Source organism: Rheinheimera sp. UJ51 (assembly GCF_020819615.1).
Taxonomy (GTDB): domain Bacteria; phylum Pseudomonadota; class Gammaproteobacteria; order Enterobacterales; family Alteromonadaceae; genus Alishewanella; species Alishewanella maricola.
Map to the genome: position 1 here is coordinate 299,210 of NZ_JAJHOG010000003.1, position 14,756 is coordinate 313,965.

General features: G+C 48.0%; 14 protein-coding genes. 9 read left to right on the forward strand and 5 right to left on the reverse strand.

The features are described 5' to 3' along the window. Nucleotides 1-576, reverse strand: coding sequence for an endonuclease SmrB (smrB, locus tag LMJ53_RS05390; RefSeq protein WP_226750857.1), 576 nt, complete (start codon nt 574-576; stop codon nt 1-3). A gap of 49 nt (nt 577-625) precedes the next feature. On the opposite strand from smrB, the gene prmB reads away from it, so the two are divergent. From prmB to LMJ53_RS05405, 3 genes are read left to right on the forward strand one after another with little or no spacing between them, the layout of a single operon-like run. Continuing rightward, on the forward strand, nt 626-1,582 hold the full coding sequence (gene prmB, locus LMJ53_RS05395; RefSeq protein WP_229585146.1) for a 50S ribosomal protein L3 N(5)-glutamine methyltransferase: 957 nt from the start codon (nt 626-628) through the stop codon (nt 1,580-1,582). Next, on the forward strand, nt 1,583-2,701 hold the full coding sequence (aroC, locus tag LMJ53_RS05400; RefSeq protein WP_229585147.1) for a chorismate synthase: 1,119 nt from the start codon (nt 1,583-1,585) through the stop codon (nt 2,699-2,701). It abuts the gene before it with no gap. Nucleotides 2,702-2,710: 9 nt separating this feature from the next. Beyond that, on the forward strand, nt 2,711-3,877 hold the full coding sequence (locus LMJ53_RS05405; RefSeq protein WP_229585148.1) for an MFS transporter: 1,167 nt from the start codon (nt 2,711-2,713) through the stop codon (nt 3,875-3,877). A 4-nt stretch (nt 3,878-3,881) separates the two neighbouring features. Here LMJ53_RS05405 and LMJ53_RS05410 read toward each other — a convergent pair whose 3' ends face one another. Further along, complete coding sequence (locus LMJ53_RS05410; RefSeq protein ID WP_229585149.1) at nt 3,882-5,273, reverse strand: coniferyl aldehyde dehydrogenase; 1,392 nt, start codon at nt 5,271-5,273, stop codon at nt 3,882-3,884. A gap of 296 nt (nt 5,274-5,569) precedes the next feature. Between LMJ53_RS05410 and LMJ53_RS05415 the strand changes: the two genes are divergently transcribed. The 4 genes from LMJ53_RS05415 to LMJ53_RS05430 all read left to right on the forward strand — a co-directional run bounded on the left by LMJ53_RS05415 (nt 5,570) and on the right by LMJ53_RS05430 (nt 9,553). After that, complete coding sequence (locus LMJ53_RS05415; protein WP_229585150.1) at nt 5,570-6,700, forward strand: ATP-NAD kinase family protein; 1,131 nt, start codon at nt 5,570-5,572, stop codon at nt 6,698-6,700. Next, entirely contained in the window at nt 6,690-7,007 is a 318-nt protein-coding gene (locus LMJ53_RS05420) for a YfcL family protein (RefSeq protein ID WP_229585151.1), read from the forward strand. The genes LMJ53_RS05415 and LMJ53_RS05420 overlap by 11 nt, the downstream gene beginning before the upstream one ends. Before the next feature lie 66 nt (nt 7,008-7,073). Then, a complete protein-coding gene (locus tag LMJ53_RS05425) occupies nt 7,074-7,688 on the forward strand; it encodes an FKBP-type peptidyl-prolyl cis-trans isomerase (protein WP_229585152.1) in 615 nt (204 codons plus the stop codon). 170 nt (nt 7,689-7,858) lie between these two features. Then, nucleotides 7,859-9,553, forward strand: coding sequence for a methyl-accepting chemotaxis protein (locus LMJ53_RS05430; protein WP_229585153.1), 1,695 nt, complete (start codon nt 7,859-7,861; stop codon nt 9,551-9,553). Between the two features lie 14 nt (nt 9,554-9,567). Here LMJ53_RS05430 and dsbB read toward each other — a convergent pair whose 3' ends face one another. Next, on the reverse strand, nt 9,568-10,104 hold the full coding sequence (dsbB, locus tag LMJ53_RS05435) for a disulfide bond formation protein DsbB (RefSeq protein WP_229585154.1): 537 nt from the start codon (nt 10,102-10,104) through the stop codon (nt 9,568-9,570). 171 nt (nt 10,105-10,275) lie between these two features. Between dsbB and fadR the strand changes: the two genes are divergently transcribed. Both fadR and LMJ53_RS05445 read left to right on the forward strand, forming a co-directional pair. Continuing rightward, nucleotides 10,276-10,989 (forward strand): fatty acid metabolism transcriptional regulator FadR, encoded by a 714-nt coding sequence (gene fadR, locus LMJ53_RS05440; RefSeq protein WP_229585155.1) that lies wholly within the window; start codon nt 10,276-10,278, stop codon nt 10,987-10,989. 140 nt (nt 10,990-11,129) lie between these two features. Then, nucleotides 11,130-13,373, forward strand: a complete 2,244-nt coding sequence (locus LMJ53_RS05445; RefSeq protein ID WP_229585156.1) for an aminotransferase class V-fold PLP-dependent enzyme — start codon at nt 11,130-11,132, stop codon at nt 13,371-13,373. Between the two features lie 60 nt (nt 13,374-13,433). On the opposite strand, the gene LMJ53_RS05450 is transcribed toward LMJ53_RS05445, so the two are convergent. Together LMJ53_RS05450 and LMJ53_RS05455 are read right to left on the reverse strand one after the other, a co-directional pair. Next, nucleotides 13,434-14,114 (reverse strand): ChrR family anti-sigma-E factor, encoded by a 681-nt coding sequence (locus LMJ53_RS05450; protein ID WP_229585157.1) that lies wholly within the window; start codon nt 14,112-14,114, stop codon nt 13,434-13,436. Further along, nucleotides 14,098-14,688 (reverse strand): sigma-70 family RNA polymerase sigma factor, encoded by a 591-nt coding sequence (locus LMJ53_RS05455; protein ID WP_229585158.1) that lies wholly within the window; start codon nt 14,686-14,688, stop codon nt 14,098-14,100. Before LMJ53_RS05455 ends, LMJ53_RS05450 begins: the two co-directional genes overlap by 17 nt. Nucleotides 14,689-14,756 lie beyond the last annotated feature (68 nt).

A 14,756-nucleotide genomic window follows, 5' to 3' on the forward strand; every position in this document is an offset into this window, starting at 1 on the left:
TTAGCGGCCAGGCAAATCCCGAAACTGTTGCTCGGTGCTTTGGTTGATTTTCAAAAGCAGTAATAAAGCGCCTTGTTTGCCCCATGCTTTGGGCGCGGTATGAAAGGCACGCACATTGGGATGCTGCACTAACCAATTCGGCACTTTTCGCGCTAAAATCCCTAACCCTTTGCCATGTACCACGCAGGCACAGTTAAATTGCTGCTGCTGGCAATAAGCTAATAACCCCGCTAATTCTGTTTTCGCTTGTTGGCCGGTCATGCCATGTAAATCCAAAACGACTTGCGGCTCGATTTCTGCGCGGCGCAGGCGTCCGGCTAAATGCGGATCATCACCGCTTTGCACATAAGACAAGCTGCCTTGGGTATCGCTAAAAACTTCGTATTCATCAGAGAAAAAGAACAGCTTTTCAGCAGTTGCGCTATTCGAGGCCGCGCTGGGGCGTTTTTGCTTGCTGCGTTTGGCAACTGGCGCTATCTTGTCTTGCTCAAGCGGGCGGGTGCCAGCAACAAACTCCCGGAACAATTCCAGCTCCTCTGGATCAAGGGTTTTGCTAGCTGAGTTTTTTTTCTGCATGCGCGCGGGTCTAATCAATATTTTGTTAAAATCTGGAGTGCAGCATACCATGACTGAGCAACCGCTATCACCTTTTCATCCTGAACAGTTGCAGGGGACTTTATCAGAACTGTGCACGGTACATGATTGGTTACGTTGGGCAGTAAGTCGTTTTCATCAGGCTGGAGTGTATTTTGGTCATGGTACCGACAATGCGTGGGATGAAGCGGCAGTGCTGTTAGCCCATGTGCTATTTTTACCGCCACTGACCGATGACAAACTGTTGCCCGTACGTTTAACCCTGCATGAGCGCCAAGCGTTTATCGATTTACTGCAGCAACGCATTGAACAGCGTATTCCCGCCGCTTACCTGACTCAGCAAGCCTACTTTTGCGATCTGCCGTTTTATGTGGATGAGCGGGTGTTGATCCCACGCTCGCCGATTGCCGAATTAATTAAAAACAAATTTGCTGACTTACTTGAGCCGGGTTTTACACCCACGGCTATTTTAGATTTATGTACCGGCTCTGCCTGTATTGCTATCGCTTGTGCTTATGCGTTCCCTGATGCACAAGTGGATGCCGTGGATATTAGTCCTGATGCGTTAAATGTTGCGCAAATTAATATTGCGGAGCATCAATTAGAAGAGCGGGTATTTCCCGTGTTATCTGATGGCTTTGCCGCCTTACAAGGCCAGCATTACGATTTGATAGTGACCAACCCGCCTTATGTTGACGCCGAAGATATGGATGACTTACCAGAAGAGTATCGGCATGAGCCCGAATTAGGCTTAGCCTCGGGTGTGGATGGGTTGGCATTAACGCGGCAAATTCTTCGTGATGCGGCAGCACATCTTACCGAACAGGGCATTTTAGTTTGTGAAGTTGGCAATAGTATGGTTGAATTGCAGTATAGATATCCAGACGTCCCATTTAATTGGCTTGAGTTTAACAGCGGTGGCCTGGGCGTTTTCGCGTTGACAAAGCAGCAGCTTATCAACAGTCAGCATTTGTTTGAGGAAGCATAAATGGCAGGTAACAGTATTGGGCAGTTATTTAAAGTCACCACCTTTGGCGAAAGCCATGGCCCGGCTATTGGCGGCGTGGTTGATGGCTGTCCACCTGGTATGGCGTTGACCGCTGAAGATCTGCAGTTAGATCTGGATCGGCGCAAGCCAGGCACGTCGCGTTACACCACCGCGCGCCGTGAAGAAGATACGGTGAAGCTATTATCAGGGGTGTTTAACGATACCACCACCGGCTGCTCTATCGGTTTATTGATTGAAAACACCGATCAGCGTTCACAAGATTACTCGAACATTGCCGCTTTATTTCGTCCTGGGCATGCCGATTACACCTACTGGCACAAATTTGGGATCCGCGATTATCGTGGCGGTGGTCGTTCATCTGCGCGGGAAACGGCCATTCGAGTGGCTGCCGGTGCTATCGCTAAAAAGTATTTAAAAGAACATTGTGGCATTGAAATTCGCGGTTATTTAGCCCAGTTGGGCCCGGTAAAAGCGGAACAATTACAATGGCATGAAGTTGAAAACAACCCGTTTTTCTTCCCCGATCCAGATAAGCTCAACGCTTTAGATGAGTACATGCGGCAACTGAAAAAAGACGGTGATTCGGTCGGTGCTCGCGTTAATGTGGTGGCGAGCGGCATGCCTGTTGGCTTAGGTGAGCCGGTGTTTGATCGCTTAGATGCCGATGTTGCGCATGCCATGATGAGCATTAATGCGGTAAAAGCGGTGGAAATTGGCGATGGCTTTGCGGTGGTCGAGCAGCGCGGCTCAACGGGTCGTGATGAATTAACGCCAACGGGCTTTAGTGCCAATCATGCTGGTGGCACCTTAGGCGGCATTTCCAGCGGCCAAGATTTATTAGTCAGTATTGCGCTAAAGCCCACTTCGAGTATCAGTGTGCCGGGTAAAAGCATTAATACCGACGGTGAAGTGGTCGATATCGTGACCAAAGGGCGGCATGATCCCTGTGTTGGCATTCGAGCTGTACCTGTGGCCGAAGCGATGTTGGCGATTGTGCTGTTAGATCACCTGTTAAGACAGCGCGCGCAAAATGCCATGGTGCAGGTAACCACGCCGGATATTGCTGCTATCGCTCGTCAACAAACTCCCAACGAATAAGCGATTATTGTGTTTAGATTAACTGCCAAGCCAGCGTTATCGCTGGCTTATTTTGCTTACTTTGGTGTACTGGGCATCTTTGTGCCGTATTTTGGCTTGTTTTTAGATGGCCGCGGTTATCAATCGGCACAAATCGGTTTGTTACTGGCATTGGTTACCGCCACCCGTATTGTAGGCCCAGCGCTTTGGGGCACTTTAGCCGATCGCACGGCTAATCCTTTAGGGATCATGCGCTTTGGCGCCAGTATTGCTATTGTTGCTTGGCTTAGCAGCTTAGTCGATTTTGGCTTTTGGCCATTATTACTGGGTTTTGCGGTATTCAGCTTTTTCTGGACAGCGATTTTACCGCAGCTGGAAGTCTGTACTTTTCATAGTTTGAATGATGATACCGGCAGCTACAGTAAAATTCGTACCTTTGGCAGTATCGGGTATATCGTATTGGTCATGCTGGGCGGCTGGCTTTATCAGCGCTTTGGTAGTGAGTTTATGCCGGGCACCGCGTTGTTATTTCTGTTCTTGTTGTTACTCAGCTTGGTTAATTTACCGCCGATGCCACCGCCACCGAGTAAAGATCAGCCCAAATTATCTTTTGCTGAATTGTTTTCCAGTAAGGTGCTGTGGCAGTTTATGGCCGCGGCATTTTTATTACAGATGAGCTTTGCACCGTTTTATGGTTTTTTTACGCTGTATAGCCGCGATCTGGGTTACAGCGGAACCCTTACCGGCTTGTTTATAGGTTTAGCGGTGCTGGCTGAAATCATCGCCTTTTATTATGCCGGGCGTATTTTGCAGCGTTTTTCTTTTCGTCGGTTGTTGGCCTGCTGTTACGGTTTGACGGTGATTCGCTGGCTTATGTTAGCTTTTGTTGCCGATTCGCCGTGGCTGTTAGCGCTAAGTATGTTGTTTCATGCGGGGAGTTTTGCCATTGCCCATAGCTGCGCGATGCAGTTTATTCAGCAGTTTTTCCCCAAAGCGCAGCGAGGGCGAGGCCAAGCTTTTTACGCCGGTATTATATACGGTGGCGGTGGTGCGCTAGGTGCTTATATCAGCGGTATTAGTTGGCAAAATGGCTTAGGTGCTGAACAAACCTATGTGCTGGCAGCGATAGCGGCATGTTTTGCCGCCATTTTAGCTTGGTGCTTACCTAAACAAATGCCTAAAGCGGCCTTGGTTTAACGCCTTATCGGGTGAGCCAGCGTAATAAAGCTTGAAATAGCGGCCGATCAAACGGCGGATAAATAAATTGGCTGCTACTAAAGCGGCCTTTTTCATGGATGGCTTTAAGGTGCGACATGCGTAAAAAGCCCTCTGGGCCATGATAATAGCCGAGGCCTGATGGCCCGACACCGCCAAATGGCAAATCATCTTGCGCCACTTGCAGCAAGGTATCATTAATGGCCACGCCACCCGCATGCACTTGCTCGAGCACTTGACTAATTAACGCTGAGTTCTCGCTCATCAGGTATAAAGCTAAGGGCTTAGGCCGTTCTCGGATAAAGGCAATGGCCTCGTTAATATCATCATAGGGTAGTAGCGGTAAAACCGGCCCGAAAATCTCTTCTTGCCATAACTGACACGCTAACGGGGCATCCACTACCAAAGTCAGCGGCAATAAGCGCTGCTCCGCGTTGCCGCCTTCGCTACAGGAGATTAAGGTTGCGCCGGCATCTTTCGCTTCTTGCAAAAGATGGCTGAGCCGTTGATATTGTCGCTGATTGACGACCGCACTGTATGAGCTGCTGTTTGGGAAATCGGGGTAAAAACGTTGAAACCCTTTCTTGAGCAGACTGATTAACTCGGGCAGTTGGGCACGAGGTACTAATACATAATCTGGTGCGACACAGGTTTGACCGGCATTAGCCGTTTTACCAAACAGCAAGCGCTCGCTGATGCGTGCTAATTTGGCATCAGGTGCAATCAGTACCGGGCTTTTTCCGCCAAGCTCTAAGGTCACCGGCGTTAAGTTGGCGGCGGCGGCTTGCATCACTTTACGCCCAACCTGGGTTGAGCCGGTAAACAGCAGATGATCAAAGGGTAGGGCAGAAAAGTCGGCAGCGACATTCGCATCGCCTTCGATAATACTGACGCTATCTGCGCAGGCTTGCTGGCATAATTGGCGCAGTACTTGATTGGTTGCTGGGGTAAATTCAGATAATTTAACCAAGGCATGATTGCCCGCTGCCAGTGCCGTCATTAAAGGGCTCAGTGCCAAAAATATCGGATAATTCCACGGTACAATAATACCCACTACGCCAAGCGGTTGTGGCATCACGCGATTACTGGCTGGCGCAAAAGTGTAATGAACATGCCGCTTTTTCGGGCGCATCCACGCTTTTAAATGGCGCAATTGATATTTTAAGCCTTGGCGACATGGCGCGATTTCCAGTAATCGGGTTTCATCATGACTGCGCTGGCCAAAATCGCTGGCAACGGCTTCGCATAGCGCGTGCTCAAATTGCTGCAAAGCACGCATTAAGGCAGTTAAACGCTGACGGCGACGGGCAAGGCTTGGGTAAGGATCTGCATGAAATGCCTGCTGGTGTTGCGCAAACTGCTGTTCGAGCGAGGTCATAAAAACTCCTGATAAGAAACGATATTCAAGGATAAGTAGCAAAATCGGCGTAAAAAACAGTTGGTGTAGCGCATAAAACCAAACCGTGGGGCGCGAATGCCGACTTACTGTAGAGCACTGACGGTCTTGCCGCAAGCCTGCTGAAATTGCCTACCCATGCTAGGCGGCTGTTACTGGGTTGCGATGCGCTGGTCTGGCGGCTGATCGCTGGGAAATAGCCAGATTAGCAGGTACAATGCGCGGCAATTGCAATACGCCTGCTTTTAAGAGGCAGCGAGCTATAGGTAGCAGTAGTTATGGCGAAACGATTTCGATTAGGCTTAATTATTAACCCATTCGCCGGCTTGGGCGGCAGCGTAGGGTTAAAAGGCAGCGATCAACTGGCCGAGCAAGCCTTGGCGCTTGGCGCTACGCCGATGGCCGGCGCGCGCGCTCGTGTTTGTTTAGAGCAGTTATTACCTCTGCAGCAGCAAGTTGAAATTCTCACTGTTGCCGCGGAGATGGGCGAGGCTTTGGCCGCCGAGTTGGGTTTTCAGTATCAGGTGTGTTACACCCCGACACAACATCCTACACAAGCACTGGATACGGAACATGCTGCCGAACTGATTGCAGCGGCGGGCGTTGATTTACTGTTATTCGCAGGTGGCGATGGCACCGCGCGCAATGTTTGCAGTGTGGTAGCAGATCGCACCACGGTGCTGGGCATTCCTGCGGGCTGTAAAATTCATTCGGGCGTGTATGCCATATCACCGCTGGCCGCAGGGAAGTTACTGAGCAAGTTAGTCGCAGGTGAATTAGTTAGCCAGCAGGAAGCAGCGGTGATGGATATTGATGAAGTGGCGTTTCGCCAAGGCGTGGTGAAAGCACGGCGTTATGGTGAAATGCGTATTCCGGCTGAATTACGTTATGTCCAAAGTGTAAAAATGGCGGGCAAAGAATCCGCTGAGCTGGTGTTGGATGATTTAGCAGCTTATGTGGCCAGCCAGTTAGAAGATAACGTGCGTTATGTGATGGGCTCTGGTTCAACCGTGGCTGCAGTGATGGCGGAGTTAGGCTTAGAAAACACCTTGCTAGGGGTAGATGTCGTTGAAAATGGCCAACTATTAGCGCAAGACGTGACCGCCAGTGAACTGCTTGATTGGGTAAAAGATTATCCCAGTAAGTTAGTTATCACGTTGATAGGCGGGCAAGGCCATGTGTTTGGTCGAGGTAATCAGCAACTATCCCCGGCGGTGATCCGTGCCGTAGGCCGTGACAATATTATATTACTAGCCACCAAAACGAAGTTACAACAATTAGACGGACGGCCGTTGTTGGCCGATACCGGCGATGTCGCATTAGATCGTGAGCTGCAAGGCTTGATCAGTGTGCTAACCGGTTACAACGATTATGTTATTTACCGTCTAGGATATGAGGATGAGCATTAAGATGCAGCAACAAGAACATACCGAGCAGTTTATTGAGCAGGCCGCCGCCTATTTTGATCAGTTAGTGCCCATTGCGACCGATGATGAGTTATTTGCTGCAGGTTACTTACGCGGCCATGTTGATTTAGTGGTGGGGACCTTGCAGGTCACTGAGCAGCCTTTTCACGTCAGCGATATTGTGGCGCAAGTGGAGCAGAGTTTGGCGCAAGCCATTACCGGCGGTGAACTGACTGAGCAAGATCAGCAGCAAGTTCGTGCGGTTTGGCAACAGTTACAATCGTCTTGCGAGACAAGTTCTTCTAATTAGCGTAAGATAAGCGCAATTTTAACTCTGATGGTGCTTAGCGCCATCCGTCAAGGATAAGTGGAACGCATGTCAAAATTTACCACCTTAGAGCAACACGCAAGTTACGGTATTGGTTTACAGATGGGTCAGCAGCTTGCTGATCGTCCATTTGATGGCTTAGATATTACTGCCGTGGCCGCAGGTTTAGCCGCAGCATACAATGAAGAAGCGCCAGAAGTGACTGAAGATCAAGTTCGTGCTGCTTTTACGGTTATCAGTGAGCGTATGCAAGCCGTTGAGCAAGAAAAAGCGGCGGCTTTAGCCGAAGCGGGCGAAGTATTTTTAACGGAAAACGCCAAGCGTGCAGAAGTCACCACCACCGCTTCAGGTTTACAATATGAAGTGTTAGTTGCCGCCGAAGGTGAAAAACCGACTGCTGCTTCTACCGTGCGCACGCACTATCACGGTACTTTAATTGACGGCACGGTCTTTGACAGCTCTTATCAGCGTGGCGAGCCTGCTGAGTTCCCAGTATCAGGCGTGATTGCTGGCTGGACTGAAGCGTTACAAATGATGGCGGTAGGTTCAAAGTTACGTTTATATGTGCCACATAACCTCGCTTACGGCGAACGTGGTGCCGGTAATGCAATCGCCCCATTTAGCACGCTGATTTTTGACGTTGAGCTATTAGCTATCGTTTAAACGCGCGCGGTATTCATTCTTAAAAAGCGCCGACATTGTTCGGCGCTTTTTTTATGATGAATAAGAACGCGGTAAGCGTTAATCTTACGTTTTTCATGCCTTTATACAGCAGTATGTCAAAACTAGGCTTATACTGACTGTTGAATTTAGCCGTTAACATGGAGTAACTGATGGCCAACCTTACCATCCAAACCCGAATTTTATTATTAGCCCTGATCCCCAGCACCTTGCTTGCTGTGCTGTTAGTGAGCTTTAGTTTGTTGCAAGCCAAATCTTTGGGGCAGCAAGGGGTTGATAGTTTTGAAGAGATGTTTCAGCAAAGTCAGCAAGCCTTAATTAAAAACTATATGCAATTAGGCAAAAGCGCCATTGCCCATCTTTATAACGCGCCTGATGCCGCCACTAACCCAGCAGTTAAAGCTGAAGCTATCGAGATTTTAAGGCAATTGCGTTTTGATGATAGCGGCAGTATGGGCTATTTCTTTATTTATGATCAGCAAGGCGTCAATGTGATGCATGCGGCTAATGAAGCCTTACAAGGCCGTAACCTGATGGATCTAAAAGATCCAAATGGGGTAGAGGTGATCCGAGGTTTATGGAATGCGGCGCGAAGTGGTGACGGTTATTTATATTATCATTGGAATAATACCCAGACTAACCTGACTGAGCCCAAATTGGGGTACGCTGAAGAGTTAAGTAAGTGGGGGCTGATGCTTGGCACGGGTTTTTGGATTGACAGTTTAGATAAACAAGTGGCGCTGATGCAGCAAAAAGTGGATGAATCACTCAGTACCAGCTTTTGGAGCTCACTGGGTACCGCCATCGCCTCGTTAATCGTGATTATGTTGTTGGCGCTGGTTGTGGTGCGCAGCATTATTACGCCGTTAAAATCAGTTGTTACGGCAATGACCGCAATAGCGCAAGGGGGGGGAGATTTACGCCATCGCTTAACCGTGAGTGGTAATGATGAATTAGCACAGTTGTCTGAGGCCTTTAACCGCTTTGCCAGTCAGGTACGAGATTTGGTTGCAAGGGTTGCCGGTTCAACTTCGACTTTAAACAGCAGTGCCGGTGAGTTAAACACCATCATGCGTCAAGCCACTCAGGGCGTGAGTCGTCAGCAATCAGAAAGTGATCAAGTCGCTACTGCGATGAATGAAATGGCGGCATCTTCACAAGAGGTGGCCGACAGTGCCATGCAAGCATCATCCGCCGCAGCGGATGCGGAAGATCTGGTCAGTAACTCGAAGCAAACACTGGAGAAAACCGTACAAGTAATTGATGGTTTAGCTTTGCAAGTGAATGATGGCGTATCGGTTATTGCAGATTTAAGCAAAGAGTCTGATCGGATTGGCGGGGTGTTAGATGTGATCCGCAGTATTGCTGAGCAAACTAATCTGTTAGCGTTAAATGCGGCAATTGAAGCGGCCCGAGCCGGTGAAGCGGGGCGGGGTTTTGCCGTAGTCGCCGATGAAGTGCGCACGCTGGCCAGCCGCACGCAAAAAAGCACTCAAGAAATTCAGCAAATGATTTCACGCTTACACTCGGGTATTAAAGGCGCGATTGAACTGATCAGTCAGTTAAAGCAAAGCAGTCAGAGCAGCGTGGATGAGATCCGCCAAGTAGAATTGGCATTAAATCAAATTAGTACCGCGGTAAATACCATTAATAACATGAACGCACAAATTGCCACCGCAGCAGAAGAGCAAACCCATGTTTCTGGTGCCATTAACGAAAATGTGCATCAAATTGTTATGGTTATCGAAGAAACGGCTGGTGGTACCAAACGGGCCACACACACCAGCGAACAACTCACGGCACTCGCCACAGAGTTGGATCAATTAGTCAGTAATTACCGAGTGTAAACAGGGTTTGTGGGTTAATCCATGTAAGGGTTTTTGTTGAGCCGGCTAAATTGGCTGGCCAACACCACTACCGCGACCACACTGTAACTTAACATGATGATCCGGCTCCATTGCGCCATGCTGAGCGAAGCAAATTGCCAACTTACCCCGCCACAAGTACCGGTGACTTCAAAAACCGCGGGAAACCAGCGATCTAAAGCTAACCAACTAGGAAAATCGGCAAACAAGGCACAAGTGGTAAAGCCGCCGCTGGCTAATGTTTGCTCTATCACTACCAATTCTTGTGCTTGCCAGAAACCATAAAGCGCAGCGCCAAGCCAAGCTAAGTTAGCCACAAAACGGCCTAAGGTATGACTAGGCGCAAAAGCACCGATTAAACCGGCTACCAGAATACCGAGAAAGGCTGCGCGAATATAAATACACTTAATACAAGGTTGAAAATTAAGCACATACTGAAAATATAAGCCGGAAGCTTCAAATAATAACGCGGTGAAAGCCAGTAAAAGCCAAGGCCAACGTTTGAGAGAAAGTGATTTAAGCGCTTGAAACATGCTGCTGCCTGCAAAGTTAAGCAAATATAGCTAAACAATTTAAGGTATTTCAACAGAATACACAATGAAGTCTGTCTTAGTGTAGCGAATTTTGCCGTGTGTCTTGTTAACTGCTATCGCTCTGGTACAATCAGTGGATAATTTTAAGACTAATGAGACGGATTAATCCGCATGACCAACCTAATTAAAGCACAAAGCCCTGCTGGCTTTGCTGAAGAGTATATTGTTGATTCAATCTGGAATGGCAAATTTGCCCCAGGTTCTATTTTACCGGCTGAGCGTGAGCTATCAGAATTGATTGGTGTAACCCGCACGACCTTGCGTGAAGTGTTACAACGTTTAGCGCGCGATGGTTGGTTAACCATTCAACATGGCAAACCCACTAAAGTGAATAACTTTTGGGAAACCTCAGGTTTAAATATTTTAGAAACGCTGGCGCGGCTTGATGAAGAGCATATGCCAGACTTAGTAGATGAACTGCTTTCTGCCCGGACTAATATTAGCGCTATCTATATTCGTGGCGCCATTAAGACGCATCAGCAGCAGGTGATTGATTATTTAAGTAACGCTGAAACCTTAGACGATACTGCAGAAGCCTTTGCTGAGTTTGATTACAACCTCAACCATGAATTAGCGCTGCATTCTTCTAACCGTATTTATGTGTTGATCTTAAATGGCTTTCGCGGCTTGTATAACAAAATTGCCCGTTTTTATTTTTCACAACCGGCAGCCCGTGCGCTCGCCCGCAGCTATTATGAACAGTTAAAGCAGATGGCTCAGGCCGGTAAGCATAACGACGTGATCATGGTCGTGCGTAAATACGGTATTGAAAGCGGCAAAATTTGGTTAGAGATGCGCCCACAGATCCCAAATGATTTGATTTAATCTACTGTAGTGTATAGAAAAAGCCGCTATTGTTATCAATAGCGGCTTTTTTATTTAATGCTGTGCCAAGCAAACAAAATGATATAACATATAACCTTTAGTTATAAGTTGGTTTTCGCCACGTTTTTGGAGTTTCCTCGATGTCAGCATCCTCCCACCGCTGTCGCACTTTGGCCGAAGTGTATTTAGATAATAATGCGACTACACCGGTGTTGCCGGCAGTGGCCGCTGCCGTGATGCAAACAATGCAGCAAGACTTTGGTAATCCAAGCAGCAGTCATAGTACCGGTATTAAAGCTAAGGTTGCCTTGGAGCATACTCGCAGTTTGGCGCGGCAATTATTGGGGGCTGCCACAGGCGAGATTATTTTCACTTCGGGGGCAACAGAGGGCATTCAAACGTCGGTGATATCCGCGTTGCAAGCGCTGCGTGCTCGCGGCTTATGTGGGCCTGAAACCTTATTATTATATGGCGCGACCGAGCATAAAGCCGTTCCGGAAAGTTTAAAGTACTGGAACAAGCTTTTACAAATTAATGCGACGGTACAGGCTATTCCTGTACTGAACAGTGGGCTAATTGACACTGATGCGTTACGTCAATTATTACCCCGTGCTGCGATGGTTTGCACTATGGCGGCTAATAACGAAACGGGGGTAAAACAAGATTTAGTGGTGTTAGAAAAACTGATCCGTGAAGTGAAACCGGATGCGTATTGGTTGGTTGACTGCGTACAGGCTCTGGGCAAAATGTCTTTAGATTTTGCGAAGATCAGTATCGATTATGCGCCGTTCAGTGGCCATAAGTTGTATGGTCCTAAGGGCATTGGTTTTTTGTATGTTCGCCCAGGTGCGCCTTATCAGCCATTAATTGCTGGTGGTGGTCAAGAGGGCGGATTACGCTCGGGTACAGAAAACTTACCGGGTATCGCCGCTTTAAGTACCATCTTTAGTCAATTACTGAACCCTGAATCAAGTGTGTTCTGCGCGGATGCGGTGCTGTGGCATTACCGGCAACAGCTGCTAGCTGCGCTTCGTCAGGTTTTCCCGGCCTTGGTATTAAATAGCGCTGAGCCACACATTCTTGCCACAACCTTAAATTTTGCTGTGCCAGGTTTCTTTGCCAAAGATATTTTAGATCTGTTTGATGCGGCGGGTATTCGCGTGAGTTCAGGCTCTGCGTGTAGCTCAAAAGTAACCGGTAGTTTTGTCTTAGATGCCATGGGGCTGGAGCGCTGGCGCAGTGAAGGCGCTATTCGTTTATCTTTTGGCCCCGCAATGACAGCAGAAGAATGTGACGAAGCGTGCAAGCGTATTGTCAGTTTAGCGCCAGTGGTGCGCCAACACTGTTTAGTGTTAACGGACGCGGATCCGCTGAATATGAGCGTGGCGGCCGGTTTATCACAATTTAAATATGATGCTAATTGCAGTTATTTACTCAGTTGTGAGCACAGTCGCCAAGCCATTATTATTGATCCGGTTATGCCGTTAGCAGAGCGTTTAGTGAATATTATTCAAGGGCAGGGTTTAACATTAGTTGCGGTGCTGGATACGCATTTGCATCAACAAGCCAACCCCGCGTCAAAATTATTACGACAATTGTTGGTCGATGCAAAGGAGCAGGATGCAACCGGTTGGCCGTTGGCACAAGATACGCTGCAAGTTGGTGCTTATCAATTAAGCCGCATTGCTACCCCGGGCCATAGTTCGCAAGCTTATAGTGTGTTGTTAAAACAAGCTGACAGCATCACTGCTGCCTTTATTGGCGACATTTTACTGCCAGCAGGTATTGGTCGCACCGATCTTGACGGTGGCAGTGCCATGGCTTTACAGCAGAGTCTGCAACTTTTGCAAGCAACGGTTTCTGAGCAAACGCTATTATTTTCAAGCCATGATTACGCCCAGCGCTTTGTTACCACCTTCGCCTTAGCTAAACAAGAAACCCCTTTATTACAACAAATTTTAGCCGGCGCTGAGCAAGAGCAATGGCAACAACGATTGAATGAACAAAGTGCGATTTTGCAACAAGCCAGCACGCATTTGTGTGGTTTGGTTGAAGTGTCTCATCAAGATGCCATTGCGTTAGTACAGCCCAATGATTTAGAGCAGTTATTAGGCTCGCAACAGATCACTGTGCTGGATGTGCGTGAGCCCTATGAGCAAAGCGCGGGAGCGGTACAAACCTATTTACCGGTAGCGGCTGAGGTGCTGCAGATCCCTTTATCACGGCTTTGCAATGCCATGCTGCAGCAGCAATTACAGCAAGATCAGCCCTTATTGTTGATTTGTCGAACGGGTAATCGAAGTTTATTAGCTGCGCGAGTGCTTCGGCGTTTGGGCTTTCAGCAACTGTGGAATTTACAGGGTGGTGTAGCCTTATTAAGCTAAAAAAGCGCCGGCAAAAGCCGGCGCAACAGTGCTACATCAGAAGTACATGTTGAAACGGGTTTAGTAAAAAAACTGCTGTAACGGGTTCAATAAACGCACTAAGCCTTTGTTGAACTTTAATGGCGCACTCAGTACCGACAAACATAAACAATCTTCGTCAGCCCGAGTGTGCGGCGTATGCGTATCGTCAGGTGAATTAATTAATAGATCACCCGCACCGTATTCACCGCTTTCATCATAAATACGACCGCTTAATACCAGTGTCATTTCCATGCCTAAATGGCTATGGTTTGGCACTTCGGTACCTTTATCAATATACAGCAAAGAAACATGGGTTTTTTCACCGGCAGGCAACTTGGCAGTGGCAATGCCGCCTAACTGTAACCATTTGCTTTGTTGCGTCACTAAACGGCTTAGTGCACGCGGTATACGAAACTCACGCCCATTGACGTTTACCGTTACTGACTCTTGTTGCTTCGGCGCGTGTGAGCCTGTGTTAGGTTGCTGCGCCGTAATGAACTCAAGCATCTGTGCGAAATCATCAGCGTTGTTATTTGTTTCTGGGGCTAACTTGGCTAATTGACTGCCTTGATCGTTGTGTAAATCTTGGCACAGGTGCTGACAGTGCGGACACAAGTCAATATGTGTGGCAACTGCCAAGGCAACTTCAGCAGAAAGCGTGCCTTCTACATACTGTTCCATCAGCATCATTCCAGGATGAAATTTAACTGCGTGTGTCATCTAATGCCTCTCTCAATCGATCTAGCGCCAACCTGATCCGTGACTTTACTGTGCCAAGCGGAATTCCTAGCTCATCGGATACTTCTTGATGAGATTTTTCTTCTAAATAAACTTTTTGCATTACCATTCGTTGTGCTGGGGGTAAAGCATCGAAATGGGGAGCCAGCTTTTCACTCATTAGCATGGTTTCCCATTGCTCAGTAGTGCTGCCTTCTTGCTCTGGATAATCACCATCAGCCCATAAGTCATCGGCGCTGATGTCATCTTTACGACTTTGCTTTTTGCGCAGCATGTCAAAACGGACGTTACGCGCAATGGTAAAGATCCAAGTAGAAGCGCAACCTCGACTTGCGTCGAACAGATTGGCTTTTTTCCAAACATTAAGCATGGTGTCTTGAACCATCTCTAAAGCTTGCTGCTCGTTACCGAACATCTTCATACCAAAAGCTTTTAAGCGTGGCGCAAAGTAGCTAAATAGCTCAGCGTAAGCTGCTTTGTCAGCATTTACAGCGACATAAGTTAAAGCGTCTTCCCATTGCCCAGTGCGGATATTGGGTTCTGCACTAATAGTCATACGGTCGGGCATCCTCGTTTTAGCTCTCGAGTTGTCATGATGCCCTGATAGCACGGTAGATTCCAACA